General features: G+C 47.9%; 16 protein-coding genes. 3 read left to right on the top strand and 13 right to left on the bottom strand.

Going from position 1 to position 17,522, the window contains the following annotated elements:
* Positions 1-52: 52 nt before the first annotated feature.
* Positions 53-1,366 (bottom strand): xylose isomerase, encoded by a 1,314-nt coding sequence (xylA, locus tag NOM90_RS17740; protein ID WP_255943904.1) that lies wholly within the window; start codon positions 1,364-1,366, stop codon positions 53-55.
* A gap of 472 nt (positions 1,367-1,838) precedes the next feature.
* Here xylA and NOM90_RS17735 point away from each other — a divergent pair, with 472 nt between their 5' ends.
* Positions 1,839-2,993: an ROK family transcriptional regulator gene (locus tag NOM90_RS17735; RefSeq protein WP_255943902.1), complete on the top strand. Its 1,155-nt coding sequence runs from the start codon at positions 1,839-1,841 to the stop codon at positions 2,991-2,993.
* 57 nt (positions 2,994-3,050) lie between these two features.
* Here the strand turns inward: NOM90_RS17735 and NOM90_RS17730 are convergent, their stop codons facing one another.
* The 8 genes from NOM90_RS17730 to kduI all read right to left on the bottom strand — a co-directional run bounded on the left by NOM90_RS17730 (position 3,051) and on the right by kduI (position 10,507).
* Positions 3,051-3,281: a glutaredoxin family protein gene (locus NOM90_RS17730; RefSeq protein ID WP_037291402.1), complete on the bottom strand. Its 231-nt coding sequence runs from the start codon at positions 3,279-3,281 to the stop codon at positions 3,051-3,053.
* Positions 3,282-3,388: 107 nt separating this feature from the next.
* Positions 3,389-4,342, bottom strand: coding sequence for a thioredoxin-disulfide reductase (trxB, locus tag NOM90_RS17725; RefSeq protein ID WP_255943899.1), 954 nt, complete (start codon positions 4,340-4,342; stop codon positions 3,389-3,391).
* A 212-nt stretch (positions 4,343-4,554) separates the two neighbouring features.
* Complete coding sequence (locus NOM90_RS17720) at positions 4,555-5,850, bottom strand: homocysteine synthase (protein ID WP_255943897.1); 1,296 nt, start codon at positions 5,848-5,850, stop codon at positions 4,555-4,557.
* Between the two features lie 317 nt (positions 5,851-6,167).
* The gene (locus NOM90_RS17715; protein ID WP_255943895.1) at positions 6,168-6,998 is read right to left on the bottom strand and encodes an SDR family NAD(P)-dependent oxidoreductase; all 831 of its coding nucleotides are present in this window, start codon (positions 6,996-6,998) and stop codon (positions 6,168-6,170) included.
* Positions 6,999-7,078: 80 nt separating this feature from the next.
* Complete coding sequence (locus NOM90_RS17710) at positions 7,079-7,939, bottom strand: sugar phosphate isomerase/epimerase family protein (protein WP_255943894.1); 861 nt, start codon at positions 7,937-7,939, stop codon at positions 7,079-7,081.
* Between the two features lie 117 nt (positions 7,940-8,056).
* The gene (kduD, locus tag NOM90_RS17705) at positions 8,057-8,809 is read right to left on the bottom strand and encodes a 2-dehydro-3-deoxy-D-gluconate 5-dehydrogenase KduD (protein ID WP_255943892.1); all 753 of its coding nucleotides are present in this window, start codon (positions 8,807-8,809) and stop codon (positions 8,057-8,059) included.
* A gap of 49 nt (positions 8,810-8,858) precedes the next feature.
* Positions 8,859-9,632 carry a DeoR/GlpR family DNA-binding transcription regulator gene (locus NOM90_RS17700; protein ID WP_255943891.1) on the bottom strand — a complete coding sequence of 258 codons (774 nt, stop codon included), beginning with the start codon at positions 9,630-9,632 and terminating at the stop codon, positions 8,859-8,861.
* A 41-nt stretch (positions 9,633-9,673) separates the two neighbouring features.
* The gene (kduI, locus tag NOM90_RS17695; protein WP_255943890.1) at positions 9,674-10,507 is read right to left on the bottom strand and encodes a 5-dehydro-4-deoxy-D-glucuronate isomerase; all 834 of its coding nucleotides are present in this window, start codon (positions 10,505-10,507) and stop codon (positions 9,674-9,676) included.
* A gap of 202 nt (positions 10,508-10,709) precedes the next feature.
* Here kduI and NOM90_RS17690 point away from each other — a divergent pair, with 202 nt between their 5' ends.
* Together NOM90_RS17690 and NOM90_RS17685 are read left to right on the top strand one after the other, a co-directional pair.
* A complete protein-coding gene (locus NOM90_RS17690; protein ID WP_255943889.1) occupies positions 10,710-12,737 on the top strand; it encodes an ArnT family glycosyltransferase in 2,028 nt (675 codons plus the stop codon).
* 59 nt (positions 12,738-12,796) lie between these two features.
* On the top strand, positions 12,797-13,192 hold the full coding sequence (locus NOM90_RS17685; protein WP_255943888.1) for a GtrA family protein: 396 nt from the start codon (positions 12,797-12,799) through the stop codon (positions 13,190-13,192).
* 114 nt (positions 13,193-13,306) lie between these two features.
* Here NOM90_RS17685 and cyoD read toward each other — a convergent pair whose 3' ends face one another.
* Genes cyoD through cyoA form a run of 4 tightly spaced genes read right to left on the bottom strand, consistent with a single transcriptional unit; the run spans position 13,307 to position 17,275 of the window.
* Positions 13,307-13,651, bottom strand: coding sequence for a cytochrome o ubiquinol oxidase subunit IV (cyoD, locus tag NOM90_RS17680; RefSeq protein ID WP_255943886.1), 345 nt, complete (start codon positions 13,649-13,651; stop codon positions 13,307-13,309).
* Between the two features lies 1 nt (position 13,652).
* The gene (locus NOM90_RS17675; protein ID WP_255943885.1) at positions 13,653-14,270 is read right to left on the bottom strand and encodes a cytochrome (ubi)quinol oxidase subunit III; all 618 of its coding nucleotides are present in this window, start codon (positions 14,268-14,270) and stop codon (positions 13,653-13,655) included.
* Positions 14,270-16,240 (bottom strand): cbb3-type cytochrome c oxidase subunit I, encoded by a 1,971-nt coding sequence (locus NOM90_RS17670; protein WP_255943884.1) that lies wholly within the window; start codon positions 16,238-16,240, stop codon positions 14,270-14,272. The genes NOM90_RS17675 and NOM90_RS17670 overlap by 1 nt, the downstream gene beginning before the upstream one ends.
* 60 nt (positions 16,241-16,300) lie before the next feature.
* Positions 16,301-17,275, bottom strand: a complete 975-nt coding sequence (gene cyoA, locus NOM90_RS17665) for a ubiquinol oxidase subunit II (protein WP_255943882.1) — start codon at positions 17,273-17,275, stop codon at positions 16,301-16,303.
* Between the last annotated feature and the right edge of the window lie 247 nt (positions 17,276-17,522).

The raw sequence follows: 17,522 nt of genomic DNA, 5'->3' as shown, positions 1-17,522 counted from the left end.
TCGCTTGGCGCGGGATGCAAGATTCTTCTTGCCCGAAGGGGTAGAAGAGTCTTTATCCATAAATATATTGATTAAGAATAGACTGAAGATGTTCTTGGCGACCAGACTTATTCGCGCGAGGCGTCTCGTTGTTCAGCGCGTACTCTGCGAGCGAAGCCAATGTCGTTTTGCCGGCTACGACGTCAGCGCCGATGCCTTCGGAGAAGCTGCTATAACGTTCTTCGATCACTTTTTCGAACGCGCGATCTTCGATCAGTTTAGCTGCAACTTTCAGACCTTTGGCATACGTATCCATACCCGCGATATGACCCAAGAACAGATCGTCCGCTTCGAAAGAATCGCGGCGAACTTTCGCATCGAAGTTGATGCCGCCTTTGCCCAGACCGCCGTTTTGCAGGACTTCATACAATGTCAGTGTAGCGTCGTAGACGTTAACCGGGAATTCATCCGTATCCCAACCGAGCAGCATATCGCCTTGGTTGGCATCCAGGGAACCGAGCATGCCGTTGATTCGAGCGACGCGCAGCTCGTGTTCAAACGTATGACCGGCAAGTGTCGCATGGTTCGCTTCCAAGTTGAGTTTGAAATGTTTATCCAACTCGTATTTTTGCAAGAATGCGATCGAAGTTGCCGCGTCGAAGTCGTATTGGTGCTTGGTTGGCTCTTTTGGTTTCGGTTCGATCAGGAATTGAGCGTCGAAGCCGATTTCTTTGGCGTAATCAACCGCCATATGGAACATACGAGCGATATTGTCTTGCTCCAGTTTCATGTCGGTGTTCAGAAGAGACATGTACCCTTCGCGCCCGCCCCAGAAGACATAGTTTTCACCGCCAAGACGCTTGCCGACTTCCAGACCTTTTTTGATTTGAGCCGCTGCGTGTGCGTATACGTCTGCATTGTTAGTGGATGCAGCGCCGTGTACGAAGCGCGGATTCGTGAACATGTTTGCCGTGTTCCATAGCAGTTTTTTACCGGTCGATTTCATATGCGATTCGATCAATTCCACGATGGTGTCGATATTCGCGAAAAACTCTTTGAGCGAAGATCCTTCTGGCGTTACGTCGATATCGTGGAAACAGAAGTAGTCCAGACTCATTTTATCCATAAATTCAAATCCAGCTTCAACGCGAGCTTTTGCCAGATCCATACCTGTATACGAATGCCACGGACGAATCGCCGTTGTTGCGCCGAACGGATCGTTACCTTCTGCCGTCAATGTATGCCAATATGCCATCGAGAATTTCAGATGCTCGGACATTTTTTTGCCAGCTACGATTTCGTCAGGATTATAAAATTTAAAAGCGAATGGATTTTGCGACTGACTGCCTTCGTAAGCCACTTTACCGATATTTTCGAAATAAGCCATGTAAGAAATGCCTCCTCATAATGTTCAAGAAATCGTTTACATGGATATCCTAGCATATTGGAAAAACTTTGTCTATTGGTTAAACTAAGTTTTGCGGGGGTTGTGCAGTGGGGAAAGATGTGTGCGTTAGGCGCTCGGGTTGTTTTCCCTACGGGAAAGCCAAAAGTCGCTTCTACCGCACACATCTCTCCCAGCGACCGCGGGGCGAGGGGCGAGGAAGGGCGGGAATGATGTTGTCCCTTCCTTTTCGGGACAATACAATCAAAAGATTAGAAGATCAAAAGATTAAAAGATTAGAAGGGCAAAACATTAAAAGATTGGGTTACTGGCTACAGGTGAATGCTGTAGCAGTAACCGGGAAACTTTCAAAATAAAAACCTATAATAACTCTACATAAAAGATAAAAATAGACGAATAGACAGGTTAGCGAATAAGATAAAGAAACGGTCAAGGTACGGATGGAGGAAAAAAGATGCGAATCACGGGAGATCAAGCGCTCGTTAAAAAGTTAAATAAATCGATTGTATTGGATACAATTCGGCGTAAAGGGCCGCTTTCTCGAACCGATGTGTCGGAAAAGACAGGGTTGAATAAAGCGACGGTGTCGAATCTAACTTTGGAGTTAATCGAGCAGAATTTGGTTGAAGAAACGGGATTAGGGGAATCCAGCGGTGGGCGTAAACCGCTGATGTTGCTTTTTAACGGATCGGCTGGATGTGTGATCGGGGTCGAGCTTAGTGTCACGCGGGTAAAAGCCATTTTGACGGATTTGAAAGGCACTATTCTGCAAGAGCATGTTCTGCCGCTTGGTCAGCTTGATGAAGATGCGGTGTTTGAAGTGATTGGCAAAGTCATTCAACCGCTGATCGATGCTGCGCCGCAGACGACGCACGGAATCGTTGGGATCGGGATCGGTGTGCCGGGGATGGTGGACGAGTCTGGGCTGATTTTGTATGCGCCCAACCTGAATTGGGAAGGCGTCGATCTGAAATCACGGATTGAAGAGAAGTACAACGTTCCTGTCGTGATCGACAATGAAGCTAACGCAGGCGCAGCCGGGGAACGGGAATACGGAGCCGGGAGACATGTACGGCATCTGGTCTATGTCAGCGCTGGGATGGGCATTGGCTCGGGGATGATCATCGACGGGCAATTGTATAAAGGAGCTTGGGGCTATGCAGGCGAAACCGGGCATATGTCGATCGAAAGCGACGGACGGTTATGTAGTTGCGGCAATCAAGGATGTTGGGAATTGTATGCGTCGGAACGTGCGTATTCGTACACGTCTCTCCCTGCTCTCACCACGGCGGAAAGAGTTGAACAAGCGAAAGTCGGAGATGCCTCGACTCTCGAAATGTACGAAGAAATCGGGCGTAGACTCGGCATCGGCGTCACCAATCTCGTGAATGGATTCAACCCGCAAAAGATCGTGGTCGGAGGGCCGCTGACGGAAGCGAAAGCCTGGATCGAACCGAAGATGCTAGCAACCATTGCCAAGCGGGCGCTTCCTTACCATCGCCGCGAACTCTCGATTTCTTTCTCGGAACTCGGCAGCCGGTCTGCGGTATTAGGCGCTGCCCATTTGGCAGTCGCTCAATTTTTGGGACGTGTGCGTGTGTCGGTATAAAAACGAACATCAAAAAAGGCGAAGCCGTTAAGGCTCGCCTTTTTATCTATGTCTAACTTAAGCGTTTAACGCTTTTTCAAGTTGCAGTTTGTTCATGCCTACGATTTTCGCTTCGCCAATTACGGTTACAGGTACAGCGCGAAGACCCATATCCCATACTTGTTGTGCAAAATCGTCGCTTTGTTCGATATTACGTTCTTCGTAAGCGACTCCTTTGCCATCCAAATAACCTTTCACTTGTTTGCAGTGCGGGCAGTTTGTGCTTGTGTAGACGATTGCTGTTGTCATCTTGATCTCTCCACCTTTTTTGGTTATTGGAAACCTATTTTCTTTATTATAGCTTGTCCGACTAGCAGATACAAAACCGATCTGTAATCGGACTCGTTTTTAAAAAATTAAACGGTAGCTTCCGCAATCGCTTCGGCAAATTCCAGACTTTCGATAAAGCGCTCGGCGTCCATCGCTGCGGAACAACCGCTGCCTGCTGCTGTGATCGCTTGGCGATAACGTGTATCTTGTACGTCGCCGCAAGCAAATACGCCTGGAATATTCGTTTCGCTTGTACCTGGCGTAACCACGATATAGCCGTTCTCGTCTGTTGTCACTTGTCCGTTCAAGAAGCCGGTATTCGGGTGGTGACCGATCGCCACGAATACGCCGCTTGCTTCAAGCAGCACATCTTCGCCCGTTTCGTTATTGCGTACCAACAGACCTTTCAGTCCGTTGTCGCCTTTTACGACTTCAAGCGGTGTACGATCCAAAGCCCATTCGATTTTCGGATTTTGGCGTGCACGGTCTTGCATGATTTTCGAAGCACGCAGTTCGCCTCTACGGTGTACCAACGTTACTTTTGTCGCGAAACGGGTCAAGAAATTCGCTTCTTCGAGCGCGGAATCGCCGCCGCCGACCACGATGATTTCTTTGCCACGGAAAAAGAATCCGTCACAAGTCGCGCAAGTGCTGACGCCCATACCGACATTTTCTTCTTCGCCCGGAATACCGAGATACTTCGCGCTTGCGCCTGTAGAAATGATCAGGGTTTCCGTTACCAGTTCGCCCATGCCGTCTACATGCAGTTTGAACGGACGCTGGGACATATCCACGTTTTCTACCCAACCTGTACGGAACTCCGCACCAAAACGCTCGGCTTGTTTACGCATATTATCCATTAACTCAGGGCCCATGATACCTTCAGGGAAACCTGGGAAATTTTCAACTTCAGTCGTTGTGGTTAACTGTCCACCCGGCTGCGGTCCTTCGATAACCAAAGGGCTCATATTAGCGCGTGCAAGGTAGATCGCAGCGGTTAGCCCAGCAGGTCCGGTACCGATAATGATTGATTTATACATCAATGATGCCTCCTCTTTCTCAACGATTCCTATTTTATAATGATTACAATGTAGTTCTCATTATGGCGCTTACAATAGATTGTGTCAAGTTGAATTTCTTACTATTAAAATGAAGATTTCATGAATATGGATACAGCAAAAAGCCTGCCTTCCCTATCGGGAAAACAGACTTTTTTAAGACAGCAAGTCGATCAAGCTGCACTAAATTTCGCTCAATTTCCGGTAGCTTTCGCAATCGCTTGACTCAAATCGTGCAAAATATCGTCAATTGATTCGGTTCCGATCGATAAACGAACCATACCTGGCAGCACGCCGGAAGCGACTTGTTCTTGCTCGCCCAGCTGTTGGTGCGTCGTGCTTGCCGGATGGATAATCAAGCTTTTCGAGTCTCCGACATTCGCCAAATGCGAGAACAATTGAACATTTTCGATCAGCTTTTTGCCTGCTTCGATGCCGCCTTTGATACCGAATGTCAAAATCGCGCCTTGCCCTTTCGGCAAATACTTTTGCGCTAATTCGTACGAAGGATGGCTGGATAGACCGGAATAATTAACCCACTCGACCTGATCATGACTTTCCAAAAACTGTGCAACGGCAAGCGCATTTTGGCTATGGCGTTCCATCCGTAAATGCAATGTCTCTAATCCTTGCAGCAGCATCCACGAGTTAAACGGCGAGATCGACGCTCCGAGGTCACGCATCAATTGAACGCGCGCTTTGATAATGTAAGCAATCGGACCGAGCGCTTCGGTATAGACCAGACCGTGATAACTAGGATCCGGCTCTGTCAGCCCCGGGAAACGGCCGCTGGCTGCCCAATCGAATTTCCCTGCATCCACAATAACGCCGCCGATCGAAGTGCCGTGACCGCCGATAAATTTGGTTGCCGAATGGACGACGATATCCGCGCCATGTTCTATAGGACGCAGTAAATAAGGGCTTGGGAACGTGTTATCTACGATCAACGGCACGTTATGTTCATGCGCGATATCCGCAACGGCTTGAATATCCAGCACGTCGCCGCGTGGATTACCGATCGTTTCCGCGTATACGGCTTTTGTATTTTCGTTTATGGCTTTACGGAAGTTTTCGGGATCGCTGGAATCGACAAAATGAACTTTGATCCCAAGCTTAGGTAACGTCACTGCAAATAAATTATATGTACCGCCATACAGACTTGCCGAAGACACGATCTCGTCGCCTGCTCCAGCAATATTCAGTAGCGAAAAGGTGATTGCCGCTTGACCGGATGCCGTCGCAAGTGCCGCGGCTCCGCCTTCAAGCGCTGCGATTCGTTGTTCAAATACATCGCTAGTCGGGTTCATCAGACGCGTATAGATATTGCCGAATTCTTTTAACCCAAACAGATTAGCGGCATGATCCGTATCCCGGAATCCGTAAGAAGTCGTCTGATACAAAGGAACCGCGCGAGCGCCCGTAACCGGGTCAATCTCTTGTCCAGCATGAATAGCAAGGGTCTCAAAAGCAAGCTTTCTTTCTTCTGTCATATCGTATTCCTCCTAAGATTCCGACTGTGCAGCCGGTGATATCATAGAACGGCATCCTGTGAGTGACATAAGCTCTGGTTGTGGACATGCCGCGCTGAATTCCAAACTAGGCAATGATTTGAGGATAAACTTTGCTCTATTCTGACACAGATTGTGAGGAATGAAAAGAATTATTTTGAATATCCGATATGAATAGTCGAATATAAATAAAACGTAGTAAAAAAGCTTTCGCCTTGGGCGAAAGCTTTACTTGTGGACCATCAACGAAACGAGTCCGTATCCAGTGGAATAGGGAATGAAGCGTAATCAAGCAAGTCTCAGTCATGCTGCTCTGGATACACCATGCCCCAGCCATATCCGGCTTCGAGTGAAGGATCTTCCGGCATACCGGGAAGAATCAAACCTCCGTCGATCCGCAAGTTGATCCCTGTAATATACGCGGCATGATCGGAAGCAAGCCAAGCGACGGCTTCCCCTATATCCGAAGGCGTGCCAAGACGACCCAGCGGGATTTTCCGACCCAAAGGTTCCGTATTTGCGTCTTGATCCAGATTGTTGACCGTAGCACCGGGCGCTATGCAATTGGTTCGAATTCCGTGCGGCGCCCACTCTAACGCGAGCGAACCGCAAGAGCGGATCAATGCCGCTTTCATACCGCCATAGATACTATCCCCAGGATAAGCACGTTCGCCACGCGAGGACGTAATAAATTGAATATTGCCTTTGATGTTACGTTCGATCATCGACTTTGCAACGAATTTAGAAAGTAAAATCGGTGCTTTGTAATCCAGATCGATCATCCAACTGATCTCTTCCTCTTCAAGCTCAACCAGTGGCTTCATCGTACTTTGCCCGGCATTATTCACAAGTAAATCAATCTTACCGAAGTGTGCCAATACTTCTTTTGCCACGCGCTCCGGCTCGCCGGGCTGTGTCAGATCGCTTTGGATCGCAAAAGGTTCAGCACCGTAAATATGCTTAATTTCCTTGGTCATCTCTTCGACATCATCCGAACTGGAATGATACGTTAACGCGATTCGATATCCTTTTTGCGCCAGCACATGCGAAATACCGCGACCTAGCCCTTGTACGCCCCCGGTCACCAGTGCAACCGGAGATGATTCCGAATGGTGTTCGTGATTGCTCATTGTTGGATTCGCCCCTTTTCATACGATCGTGGATATATCTTCCATTACCCGACGATCAAGGCAAATAAGCGTATAAACCTCTAAGCGTTCGCATACAATTGACGCAAACGGTCTGCGGAAGACTTCGCTTGGTCGGCGGTTACGCCTTCAAGAGAAATATCGATATGCGGCTTATACGTTTTGAGCAGACTGTAAAGCAAGTTTTTATTGAGTAATCCTTCGCCAATCGCCCGGTCCAGACGAGGAAGACCGTCGCCAACGAAAAAGCCGCCTTCGCCGAACTCCAGATCTTTGGCATGGATCAGCACCATACGATCCGCAAGCGTCTCGAAAGCTTCGCGCATCATCTCGTCTTGCTTCGGCAAGCGCTCTTGGTTCAATAGATTACATGCGTCGAATAGTAAACCGACTGTCGAAGAAGGAACTTCTTCCATCAATCGTCGAACCAACTCTAGCGAATTCAAAGTGTGACCGGCTACGGGTTCAATAGCGAGCTTAATGCCCCATCTTTCGGCTTCTTCGGCAAGTTCAGATACCGTTTCGCGCAGTACGCTCCATCCATGCTCGATATAATTCGATGGATGCGATTCGGCATAGGTCAGGAACGAACCTGTCTCTGTCCCCACCATCCCGCAACCGAAATCGCGAGCGACACGCAGATGGGCTTTGAACCGATTGATCTCGGCGCGGCGGATATCGGGATCAGGATGTACGGGATCGATATAACAACCAAGAATCGCGATACGCACGCCTTCGCGATCGAACGCTTCACCGATATGATTGGCAAGACCCGGGCTTAATTTTTCGGGTGAACAATCGATATCGCCAATCGCTTTCGGTAAGGCTAACTGAACCGAAGTAAATCCTTCTTCCGCTATTTTTTTCGCAAGTTCAGCAGTAGGTCGTTTGCCGTAAGTATGGGCTAAAATTCCAAGTTTCATTGTATATCCTCCTATTCTTCAATCCCTTTTCGACAAAAAAACCGCAAACGACGTGGACGGGTACTCACCCTCCATCGCCGTCCGCGGCTTGTTTCAACATGCGTATTCAGTGATCAATTAACGGTTCATCCAACCGCCATCGACGCATAAAACATGACCGTTGACGTAGTCCGAAGCGGACGAAGCCAAAAAGACCGCAGGGCCGCCCATATCTTCGCTAGTTCCCCAACGACCGGCAGGAATCCGCACCGTGATTGAATCCGTACGTTCCTGATCGGCACGAATCGGAGCGGTATTGTCTGTTGACATATAGCCCGGTGCGATTGCATTGACTTGAACGTTTTTGGATGCCCATTCGTTCGCAAAAGCTTTCGTTAAGCCGGCAAGCCCATGCTTACTCGCGGTATAACCCGGTACGTTAATGCCGCCTTGGAAAGATAGCATAGAAGCGATATTGATAATTTTCCCGCTACCTTGCTCGATCATATGATTGCCTGCAAGCTGGGTCAAATAAAAGACGCTTTTTAAATTCAGATCCAGTACTTCGTCGAAATCTTTCCAACTATGCTCAGAAATCGGCGTACGGCGAATCGTACCCGCGTTATTCACCAAAATATCGATACGTCCTGTCAGTTCCAACGCTTGTTTGAACGCAGACTCGACTTCTTCCGGTTGACTCAGATCTGCGCGAATATCGTAAGCTTGACGCCCGAGCGCACGAATCTGATCTGTCGTATCGGAACGGGAAGTATACGAAACGGCGATAATATCGGCTCCAGCTTCAGCTAGCGCTAACGCCATCCCTTGTCCAAGCCCTCCGCCTGCTCCGGTAACGAGTGCGACTTTGCCGCTAAGGTCGAACATACTCATGCTTGATTTCCTCCCGATCATGGTTGCTGACAAAAGGCGGCGATCGGAATTAACTCTTCAATTCGCCGCTTCCGTCGTCCAATCGTATATTTTTCTGTGCGAAAAGTTCATGCTGCCGAGGATCAAGACCGCGATCGGTAATGATCACATCGAAAGCTTGGCTGTCTGCAAACGTCCACAGCGCAAACTTGCCGAATTTCTGATGCTCCACAACGCCGTATACTTGCCTTGCCGTCTGCACCAACGCTTTTTTGTACGGAACAAGATCGCTCGTATAGATCGAAGCACCAAGTTCCGAATCCAAAGCTGTAGCGGACAAAAACGCTTTGCTGATATTCAGACCTTCTACGAATTGCGCGCTGGTCGGTCCGATCAGTACATTACGCACGCGTTCCCCGCCTGGTACGACCAGACGAATCTTATCTTTGCGTGCCAATTCGCTCAAAATAAACAAATCGTTCGTAATGACCGTAAGCGGTACGTTCTCAAGCTGGCGCGCCATTTGCAGCGTCGTTCCCCCGCCATCTAATGCGATGATATCGCCGGGTTCGATATACCGAAGCGCTCTAGTCGCGATTTCTTCTTTTTCCGCGCTATGCTTATCTCCGGTACCTTTTGCCGATAAAATGCCAAACTGATCATTCTGCGCCAACATCGCGCCGCCGTGGACACGAATCAGCAGCCCTTTTTCTTCGAGACGCGCCAGATCTTCACGGATCGTTTTGCCTGTTACATCGAGCAGCGTGCTTAACTCACTGACCCCGATCTCTTGGCGCTCGATCAGAATTTCCATCAGTTTTTCGTGCCTTTTGAGTGCGTTCATGGTTGGATATAGCTCCTATTCCGAAAAAAGTCGTGTAGGGTCTATTTTAAGTCCTTCATGTCTACGCCGTCCATATCGTCGAACAATTGATTTTCCCCGCCCATTGCCCAGCAGAACGTGTAGTTGTTCGTACCTACGCCGCTATGGATCGACCAGCTTGGCGACAAGATCGCTTGCTCGTTGCGTACGACCAAGTGACGCGTCTCTTGCGGCTCACCCATGAAGTGGAATACTGCTGCATCTTCGGGCATGTTGAAATACAGATACACTTCGGAGCGGCGGTTGTGCGTATGGCAAGGCATGGTGTTCCACATATTGCCCGGTTCCAAATGCGTAATGCCCATCACGAGCTGACAACTTTCGATTCCGCCTGGCAAAATGTATTTGTTGATCGTACGCTCGTTCGAAGTATCGATACTGCCCAGATGAGCTTTGATCGCTTCGCCTTGACCGGCTTTTTTCGTTGGATAAGCTTTGTGAGCTGGAGTCGATACCAGATAGAACTTCGCCGGGATGCTTCCATCTGCGCTTTTAAAATACACATGCTCAACGCCAAGCCCGATATACAGACACTCGTTTTCGCCGATCGAATATTCTTCGTCGCCAGCTTTTACCGAACCTGCGCCGCCAACATTGATGATGCCGACTTCGCGACGTTCCAAGAAATAATCCGCGCCGATTTGTTTGAAGTCTGCTTCCAGCTTAATTTCTTTCGATACCGGAACAGCAGAACCTACAATATATCGATCCGTGTGTGAGTAAACGGTTACAAGCTCATCAGGTGTGAACAGCGTTTCGATCAAAAACTCTTCGCGCAAACGAGTCGTATCAAAGCCTTTTACGTCTTTCGGATTAGAATCATAACGGTTTTCCACAGTAGTCATCCTTTCGATTTTAAAAGTGAACGTTTATATAGGTTCATTTTAGTTCACATTGTACAATTTGTACATCTTTTCTTTCAGCTTTGACTAAGCTTTTTTTCATTTACAACTCAGCTTTCCCGGTTAAAATAAATTGATTTCAATTTCAGAGGTACACAATAGATAGGCAGAAATTCCGGAACCGGAGGGACTTACGATGAACGCAAGATTATGGATAAGAAAAATAGACCCTGTTCCGGCAATTCTGGTGCTGATCGCTTTATTTTTATCGCTTTTTCAGATCGAAAAATCCGGTAATCTTAACGCCTATTACACTGCCGCTGTAACGAGCATGACCCAAAGCTTTCATAACTTTTTTTATAACTCGTTTGATCCCGGCGGGTTTATCACGATAGACAAGCCTCCAGTCGCTTTTTGGCTTCAAACGATCAGTGTGAAAATTTTCGGTCTCCATTCTTGGAGTTTGGCTTTGCCGTCTGCGCTTGCTTTTGCAGGTTCAATGGTGCTCCTTTACTTTATTGTGCGTTCTTCGTTCGGCATCGCTGCCGCGCGATTGTCGGCTGTTATTTTCACGTTAACGCCGATTGCGGTTGCGGTGAGTCGAACGAATAATGTAGATAGCGTATTGGTGTTCTTTTTATTACTGGCTACATATATATTAAAAAAAGCAGTTCAAAACCAGCGGCTTTCTACGTTATGTTGGGCATTTGTGCTAGTCGGCGTAGGTTTTAATACGAAAATGCTACAAGCCTATCTGATATTGCCGGCTTTTTATTTATTCATCTGGTTGGCTTATAAAATTGATTGGAAACAAAAATTAAAGCATCTTAGCGCCGGGACAGCGGTATTGATTGTCGTGTCGTTATCTTGGGCAGTGATCGTCGATCTCACACCTGCGGATAAAAGACCGTATATCGGCAGCAGTCAGCACAACTCGGTATTGGAACTGGCTCTAGGCTATAACGGGATCGGTCGATTAACCGGGGATTTGAGCGGAAGTCTGGCAGCAAGTCAACAAGTAGCGGCGAAAATCAAAGCGCAAGATGCGCATTTAACGTCTACCCTTCCACTGGATAGAGATCGTTCCAAAATCAATTTCTCAAGCTCTACATCTTCACAGCTGGAATCAGCTTCCGAACCAAGTACCCTTTACTCTTCGTCTTCAGCAGGAGCGATGAGTTCAACAAGCGAAGATGGCCCTCCGAGTCTGGTGCGCTTACTGGATGTAAAGCTTGCGGGTCAAATTACATGGTTGCTTCCTCTGGGTTTATTCGGGATATTTCTGCTGTGGAGCCGTCGACGGGAACAGCGAAACGAAGTTCTTTTTTGGGCGGCATGGCTGATTCCGATGATTATTGTATTCAGCTTAGCTGGGTATTTCCACCGTTATTATTTGATTATGTTGGCTCCAGCGATCGCTGCCTTAGCAGGTTCAGCCCTTGCGGAGTTATATCAAAGCCGTAGTTGGAAATGGACTTTGCCTGCCTCGTTGCTCGGATTGGGTACGATCACGTATATCGCTTATGACGACGGTTATTTAGCGCTTGGACTGATTTGCTTTATACTTGGTATGCTGGCTTTACTTGGACTCAAATTGAAGGGATGCCGTGCAGCCAGAATGGCGCTAACCTTGTCGCTTGCAACTCTGCTTGCGCTGCCCGCTTACTGGTCGCTTACTCCTTCCTTATATGGAGTGAGTGCTCGCCAACCTTATGCGTCACCCCATTTAGCCGATGACGGCGGAAGTTGGAGCCAAGACGGAAAACCTTTGGATACGGAACTTGTGAAATATATGATCGAAAATCGAGGTCAAGCCAAGTATTTGGCAGCAATGCCTTCGTCTAACAGCGGAGCTGATGCGTTGATTATTCAGACGAAACTTCCCGTTTTAGCCTGGGGTGGATTTAAAGGAGTAGATCCCGCGCTTGATGTAGCCGGGCTGCAAAAGCTTGTTCGCTCCGGTGAACTTCGCTATGTACTGATCGGCGGTACGCATAACAAAAAAGATCCCATTATCCGCTGGGTCGAAAATAACGGAGTAGCGATACCGGAATCGGCATGGAATCCATTTTACTCCAATACAGCACCTGTACAAAACGTGTCTTCCGCAGATTCAGACCGATTGAATATCAAAGGCGCGATTGGGCAAGTCTTCGATAACCTGGGTCTTGATAAAAGTTATACGTTATACGATTTAAGTTCTTTGCGCGATATTCCGTTGTAAACCAAGTGCCGTAACTAAGCTCTCTAAGCTGTAGATCTGATAAAAGGAGATAAGTCGATATGCCGCTTACCCAAATTTCGAGTAGACCGTTACGTTTTGCGATCGTTGGAGTGTCTAATACGATTGTTGATTTTATTGTGTTTTTTCTGCTGCAGCACGTACTCGGTCCTTTTGCTCAGATCGCAGGTTACGCAGCCGGTACAGCCAATAGCTATTATTGGAATCGTCGCTGGACGTTCGCTACCCATAAAAGTCAATCAAAAGGTGAATGGATTCGTTTTATAGTTGTCAACGTGATCGTAGCGCTATTAACGACGTTGATCTTGATCGGACTGAATACGTTTCTCCCCCTATGGATCGCAAAAGTAATCGTAACTTTGCCAAGCTTGGCTCTAAATTATGTATTAAACAAACTTTGGGTGTTCCGCCCCGCTACCGTGGAACCGACTGAGTGATAAAGATCTTGATCGAAAAAGTAAAAAGGCTGATTCTCCATGATGCTTGGCTTTGGAGAATCAGCCTTTTTTGTGCAACAAAAAAGAGCCCGCCGAAGCGAGCTCTGATTGGATCTACATTTTCATGCCGATCGAGTTGTTACCCATGATCCAGATCGAACCGATCACGATCGTCAGCAAAATCAAAACGCCGAAGATCAAAGTGATCAAGTTCCAACGAGGTTGTTCTCCATCACGTACGTGCATGAAGAAGATCAACTGAACCAAAAATTGCAGAGTTGCGGTTACCATAATCACAGCAATCGTTGCGGTACGCCCCATCATGTCGTTTAACACGACAACGAGAGGAATAATCGTCAATACGATCGAGATGATATAACCGATGATGTAGGACTTAAGCGAGCCATGCTCGTGACGTTCCCCACCATGACTGTTATGCGCGTTGTTGTGATCCGCCATCTTACATCACCTCCATCAGGTACACGATCGAGAGCAAGAAGATCCAGACCGCGTCCAAGAAGTGCCAGTACAAACTGAATACTGTAACTTTGCCTTTGGTGTCGTCTGTCAGACCACGGCGTACGATCTGAATAATGATCGAGATCATCCAGAACAAGCCGACGGTAACGTGGACACCGTGCGTGCCGACAAGGGTAAAGAACGAAGACCAGAATGCGCTAGTTTGCAGAGTCGCACCTTCATGAATCAAGTGCAAGAACTCGTTGACTTCGAGGTACAAGAATCCTGCCCCGAGCAATCCGGTGATAACCAACCAGATAATCATCTGTTTGATCTTGTTTTGGTGCATTGCAAGTACAGCTACACCACTCGTGAAACTACTTGTTAACAACAGGAACGTGGAAATGATGATCCCGTTGATTTCCAGTAGATCCGCGCCGGTAGGACCACCGTCCGTACCGCCGCGAAGTACGATAAATGTTGCAAAAAGCGTAGAGAACATAATAACGTCGGTTACAAGGAAAATCCAGAAACCGAGCAATTTCAGATCTTGCGGGTCGTGATGACCTGCAGCGTGATGATCATGATGGTCCGAACCATGCGCCGGAGACTGTGCCATTATACCGACCCCCTTAACTTCGCTTCAGTTCGCTCGACTTCTTCAACCGGAATGTAGTATTCGGCTTTGTGAGCACTGAACGAACGCGCGTACATACAAGCGAAAATACCGATAAAGCCAGGAATCGCCATCCACAACCAATGGAAGACCAGACCGAAGCCTGCGATAAACCAGAACGCGCCCATAATCGGTCCGATTGCCGAGTTTTTCGGCATATGAATCGGTTCGATTTTGCCTAGGTCCCAAGGTTTTTCGCCTCTTGCACGGCGTTCTTTTTCTTCCCACCACTCATCGCGGCTATGCACTTGCGGGATTACCGCAAAGTTGTATTCCGGTGCTGGGGAAGCAATCGAGAACTCCAATGTGCGAGCATCCCAGATATCGCCTGTTGTATCCATTTCTTTGCGGAACATGCTGTACACGATTTGTGCAACTTGGAATACGAATGCAAGACCCATAATATAAGCACCGATGGTCGATGCGATATTCAGCCCTTGCCAATCCGGATCACTGAATACACTGATCCGGCGCGTCATACCGTCAAGACCTACAAGGTACTGAGGCATGAAGCAGATGTAGAAACCGATATTCCATAACCAGAATGCCCATTTGCCGAGATATTCGTTGAGCTTGAAGCCGAACATTTTCGGCCACCAATAATACAGACCAGCGAAGTAACCGAATACGACGCCACCGATCAGTACTTGGTGGAAGTGGGCGATCAGGAAGTAACTGTTGTGGAACTGGAAGTCTGCCGGTGCTACCGACAACATAACCCCCGTCATCCCGCCGACAACGAATGCCGGTATGAACGCGATGGTCCACATCATTGGAGTCGGGAAGGTAATCCTACCTTTGTACATGGTGAACAACCAGTTGAATATCTTAACCCCGGTCGGAATCGCGATAATCATCGTTGTCACGGCGAAGAACGCATTAACGTTCGCGCCGGAGCCCATTGTGAAGAAGTGGTGAGCCCAAGTGAAGAACGAAATGATACTGATGATTACCATCGCGAATACCATCGAAGCGTAACCGAACAGCCGTTTTCTCGCGAATGTCGCTACCGTTTCGGAGAAGACACCGAATGCCGGCAGTACGACGATATATACTTCCGGGTGACCCCACATCCAGATGAGGTTGATATACATCATCGGATTGCCGCCGCCGTCGAGCGTGAAGAAATGGGCGCCGAAGAAGCGGTCCATAAACAGCAGCAACATTGTGATTGTCAAGATTGGGAAAGCGAAGATGATCGTTGTCGAAGCAGCGAATACCGACCAAGTGAACATCGGCATTTTCATCATCGTCATGCCCGGAGCACGCATTTTAAGAATCGTTACGATAAAGTTGATACCGGACGCGAGGGAACCGATACCGGATATCTGGATACCCCAGATATAGAAGTTTTGTCCGACCCCTGGGTTGAACTGCGTACCCGAAAGCGGTGGATATGACAACCAGCCAGCGTCAGGCGAACCGCCGATAACGAAGGACAAGTTGAACAGCATCGCTCCGGCTGCGAACAACCAGAAACTCAGTGAGTTCAGGAAAGGGAACGCAACGTCGCGTGCGCCGATTTGCAGCGGAACGACGATATTGAACAGACCAAACATGAAAGGCATCGCCATAAAGAAGATCATTACAACGCCGTGCGTCGTAAAGATTTGGTTATAGTGATCCGCTTCAAGGAAATTTAGATCCGGAAAAGCGAGCTGAGTCCGCATCATAACGGCATCGACGCCACCGCGGAACAACATTACGATCGCGGCAAGGATGTACATGATACCGATCTTTTTATGATCGACAGTCGTCAGCCAGTCTTTCCAGAGCCAACCCCATTTTTTGAAGTACGTGAGTACAAACACAATCCCAAGCGTCGCTAAAACGATAGACACGTCGGCGCCATAGATCAGTGGATCGCCCGTTACAAAAAACTCGGATGCGAACTCTTTGATTTTCTCGAGCATTAGGGAGCTCCTTTCGTTGCATTCATTGTTCAGACATCAAGACCCGCCAAAAGGCGGATCTCAATGACCGTTGTGCGAGGAAGATGCTTCTTCCGAGTTCGCATTTGTAGCTTCTGCCGATGTCGATCCGTTTGTCTCGTCAGCAGATGCGCTTCCGTGTTGATGAAGTTCTGCACCATCGTGCATATACTTCGTTACGATACGCTCGTAAATTCCGTCAGGAACCGAGGAATAAAGCATAGGTTCTTCTTTTTCGCTTGGCTTAGACAATTCTTCATACGACTCATCAGTGAGTGTTTCCGGCGATTGTTTCGCTTTTTCAATCCACTGGTCATATTCAGCGTCACTCGTCGCATTAACGTCAAACGTCATGTTTTCGAAGTGTTCGCCGGTGAAGTTAGCCGCCGTACCGAAATAAGTTCCCGGCTCATCGGCTTGCAAATGCAGTGCCATCGACATACCAGACATCGCATAAATTTGTCCGCCCAATTCTGGAATCCAGAACGAGTTCATCGGCGAATCTGCCGTCAACTCAAAGCGAACAGGACGATCTTCAGGAATTGTGATCGTATTTACGGTCGCAATACCTTCTTCCGGATAGATGAACAACCATTTCCAGTTGAGTGATACAACCTGAATCGTTACTTCATCTTTTTCCGAAGCAATCGCTTTGGAAGGTTCAAGCTCGTGCGTATAACGCACAGTCACGATCGCGAGGACAATAACGATGACAATCGGAATTCCCCACCAGATCGTCTCCAGCAGGTTGCTGTGTGCCCATTCTGGCTTATAATCGGCTTTCTTGTTAGTAGCGCGGTAGCGCCATACGATAACGAACGTGATAACCAACACAGGCACGATGATGATCGCGCATAAGATAACCGTGATGATGATCAAGTCCAACTGCTGAGCCGCAATCGGTCCTTTCGGATTCAGAACCATGTAGTTCCCGCATCCGGAAAGCAGCAGCATCGTCATAACAAGAGTGATTGCCGAGAAAGCTGCACGAACGAGCGATCTTCGTTTTTTGCTCATGTAGATCCCCTCTCCTTGGTGAACGCTCAAGTCATTCGATAAGCATTTCAGACATTAAAACGCAACTTTGATTCTACACTTAAAGATACCAGAAATGAACAGCTTTTTCGAAAAGTTTTGACTTTGTTAACAAAGATGTCAAACTATCTGCTTTTATCGGTGATTTTGACCGTTGAAAAGCTCTTTCGACAATGCAGATACTTCCTTAGAATAAGTGACTAATCTTCTATTTCCCCCTCACTTTATT

This window comes from Saccharibacillus sp. JS10, from assembly GCF_024436065.1.
Lineage (GTDB): Bacteria > Bacillota > Bacilli > Paenibacillales > Paenibacillaceae > Saccharibacillus.
The sequence above is the reverse complement of the archived record's forward strand: the minus strand, read 5'-3'. Positions and strand labels throughout refer to the sequence as shown.

Coding starts and splice junctions, on each gene's coding strand:
- xylA (WP_255943904.1), bottom strand. CDS start 1,366: ATGGCTTATTTCGAAAATATCGGTAAAGTGGCTTACGAAGGCAGTCAG.
- NOM90_RS17735 (WP_255943902.1), top strand. CDS start 1,839: ATGCGAATCACGGGAGATCAAGCGCTCGTTAAAAAGTTAAATAAATCG.
- NOM90_RS17730 (WP_037291402.1), bottom strand. CDS start 3,281: ATGACAACAGCAATCGTCTACACAAGCACAAACTGCCCGCACTGCAAA.
- trxB (WP_255943899.1), bottom strand. CDS start 4,342: ATGTATAAATCAATCATTATCGGTACCGGACCTGCTGGGCTAACCGCT.
- NOM90_RS17720 (WP_255943897.1), bottom strand. CDS start 5,850: ATGACAGAAGAAAGAAAGCTTGCTTTTGAGACCCTTGCTATTCATGCT.
- NOM90_RS17715 (WP_255943895.1), bottom strand. CDS start 6,998: ATGAGCAATCACGAACACCATTCGGAATCATCTCCGGTTGCACTGGTG.
- NOM90_RS17710 (WP_255943894.1), bottom strand. CDS start 7,939: ATGAAACTTGGAATTTTAGCCCATACTTACGGCAAACGACCTACTGCT.
- kduD (WP_255943892.1), bottom strand. CDS start 8,809: ATGAGTATGTTCGACCTTAGCGGCAAAGTCGCACTCGTTACCGGAGCA.
- NOM90_RS17700 (WP_255943891.1), bottom strand. CDS start 9,632: ATGAACGCACTCAAAAGGCACGAAAAACTGATGGAAATTCTGATCGAG.
- NOM90_RS17690 (WP_255943889.1), top strand. CDS start 10,710: ATGAACGCAAGATTATGGATAAGAAAAATAGACCCTGTTCCGGCAATT.
- NOM90_RS17685 (WP_255943888.1), top strand. CDS start 12,797: ATGCCGCTTACCCAAATTTCGAGTAGACCGTTACGTTTTGCGATCGTT.
- cyoD (WP_255943886.1), bottom strand. CDS start 13,651: ATGGCGGATCACAACAACGCGCATAACAGTCATGGTGGGGAACGTCAC.
- NOM90_RS17675 (WP_255943885.1), bottom strand. CDS start 14,270: ATGGCACAGTCTCCGGCGCATGGTTCGGACCATCATGATCATCACGCT.
- NOM90_RS17670 (WP_255943884.1), bottom strand. CDS start 16,240: ATGCTCGAGAAAATCAAAGAGTTCGCATCCGAGTTTTTTGTAACGGGC.
- cyoA (WP_255943882.1), bottom strand. CDS start 17,275: ATGAGCAAAAAACGAAGATCGCTCGTTCGTGCAGCTTTCTCGGCAATC.